This window comes from Candidatus Jordarchaeum sp. (assembly GCF_052745115.1).
Genome location: NZ_JBRAKS010000475.1, coordinates 1 through 2,414, shown reverse-complemented (window position 1 = coordinate 2,414; position 2,414 = coordinate 1). Strand labels below are relative to the sequence as shown.

1 protein-coding gene and 1 pseudogene are annotated in these 2,414 nt (G+C 44.3%); one reads left to right on the top strand and one right to left on the bottom strand.

Translation table 11 applies throughout. The annotated features are described in order from the left end of the window. The first annotated feature begins 117 nt into the window (after positions 1–117). Positions 118–1,644 carry an acyl-CoA dehydrogenase family protein gene (locus ACUVXA_RS19770; RefSeq protein ID WP_445873009.1) on the top strand — a complete coding sequence of 509 codons (1,527 nt, stop codon included), beginning with the start codon at positions 118–120 and terminating at the stop codon, positions 1,642–1,644. Positions 1,645–1,719: 75 nt separating this feature from the next. Here ACUVXA_RS19770 and ACUVXA_RS19765 read toward each other — a convergent pair. Further along, a pseudogene (locus ACUVXA_RS19765) lies at positions 1,720–2,283 on the bottom strand (ADP-ribosylglycohydrolase family protein); the annotation flags it as partial. Between the last annotated feature and the right edge of the window lie 131 nt (positions 2,284–2,414).

Here is a 2,414-nt window from a genome sequence, read left to right as displayed (position 1 = left end):
AATATAATATAATAAGACAGTATATTATTAAAAACACTAATCTTTCCGTTTAATTTAAATTCCCAAACAGAATATCGTACCGAAAAATGATATAATCATTTTAATGAGGCGTAAAAAATGGAACCATTCCCCTGGTGGACAGACGAACAAAAAAAGTTCGCAGAAGAATTACATAAATTCGTAAACGAACACATACCAGGAGCCGAAAAAGCATTCTGGATGAGAAGATTCCCCATGGATATAGTAAAAGAAGTACAACAAAAAGGATACTTCGGAGCAGGAGTGCCCAAAAAATACGGCGGAATGGAACTCGGAGCCACCGGATGCTGCATAGCAGCCGAACAATTAGGGCGCCTATACGCAGTAGGACACGTATTCGTCGTAAGCATGCTCGGAGGTTACCATCAGCTGCTGCACTTCGGCACCGAAGAACAAAAGGAAAAATGGCTAACCAAAATGGCAAAAGGCCAGATGGGAGCTGTCTGCATAACTGAACCCTTCGCGGGTAGCGATGCGGCCTCCGTGATGACCACTGCGCGGAAAGACGGTGACGAATGGATAATTATGGGTAGAAAGAGATACATAACCGGCGCGGGACCAGCAGACAGATATTTCGTGTACACCAAAACAAGCGATGACCCCGAGGTTATAAGGAAATACGGTCACCTGACAGCCTTCATAGTGGAAAAAGGGACGCCAGGGTTCTCTCTGGAAAAAATTAATGAGCTTATAGGATTTGAGAATGTTCCTAACGGCTATTTGAACTTTGATGATGTTCGGGTTCCGGACGAAAACAGGGTTGGCGACGTGGGCGCCGGCTGGGCGGTGATGACAAGCGGATTAAACTTTGAGCGGCTTGTGGGTTCTGCCGTGGTTGGCGGCGGTTTAGGGGATATTATTAGGTTGGTGGTCTATTATACTAATAGGCGTGTGCAGTTTAAGCAGCAAACGAACAGGTTCATTAATAATCAGTTTAAGATTGCGGATATGATAACTTGGAACAAGCTTGCTCGGTTGATAACTTATTACACTGCGATGTTGCTTGATAGTGGACAAAATGCGGCCGTGGAATCTTCTATAGCGAAACTGTTGAACACGGATTATGCTATTCAAACGGGGTTAGAAGCGGTGCAGATTATGGCCGGGGACGGGCTGACGAAGTTTTATCCTGTGGAGCGCTTGGTCAGGGAAGGTAAGATAGGACAGGTGGTGGCTGGTACTAATGAGATTCAGAAGTTGATTATTTATCGGATGGGTGCGCTTAGCTATCTTGATATGCCCTTCCGATTGCGTATGGATCCTGACTTGGAGATTCCTATACTGAGTATGGATGATGGTCCTTGGAAGGGTAAGGAGATTACTGAGGATGTGATGCTTAAGATTCTTGCAGAGGATTACAGGGCTAACCCGGGGCTGTATATGACTATTGATGATTTGGAGAAGGAGACTGGTCTGGATAAGAGTAAGGTGCTTGAACTCGTAGGTTCGCTTGAGCAGAAGAAGCTTGTAGCCGCTTTCCGAGATAGTCGTGGGAATTTGACTATGGCTAAGGCGAATTACGAGGGACTTAGAAAAGCGTACCCGGCTGAACACTACCGCTGGTTCCCTGAGTGGTTTGATCCTGAGGAACTAGGTTTCTTCTAAATTCATTCAACATTTATTTTACTTTTTTATTTTGTTTAGATTCTAGAGTATTGTGTTTGGATGTGTTTGGGTTTTTTACCTTCGTTCTTGTTTAGATTTTTTTGCTATTTTGAAGGTTTGTTGAGCTAGGTCTGAGATTTGGCTATTGTTGTAGCCTATGATGTAGCTTTCAACGCGGTTGTTTAGTGGGTTTACCCATTTTTCTGGTAAGCGCTTGGCACCTAGTATGACTCCTAGTATTGAGCCTGTTGTTGCGCCGTTGCAGTCGGTGTCTAGACCACCCATAACGCTTATTGTTATACTTTTTTCATAGTCGCCGTCACCGTGGAGAAGGCCTAGAAGAACCAGGGCTGCGTTGTTTATGGTGTGAACAGGACTGTAATGACCGTATTTTTCATTGATCTTGTTCCATACGTCTCTCCAGTCACTGTACTCTTTGCTCCACTCGACAGTGTTCCTCACTGTCTCTGAGAGCCTTGACTGTTCTGGAATTTCTGATAGGCCGATGTTTATTATTTTTTCAATATTATTTGTTGTGAAGGCGGCGCTAAGCATGGCGCTCACAAACATTTCCCCATATATTCCGTTTTTTACGTGGGAGAGACTGGCGTCCCGGTAAGCTAGTTCAGCTGCAAGTTCAGGTTTTCCAGGGGTTCACAACAGTAGAAAGATTTAATGATAAATAATACCATTCTTGGACTTTAATCGTGAACCTAAACATCCGCAGAGATGTCCAATACAAGGCTACAACCCTGCCCACGAGAACCAAG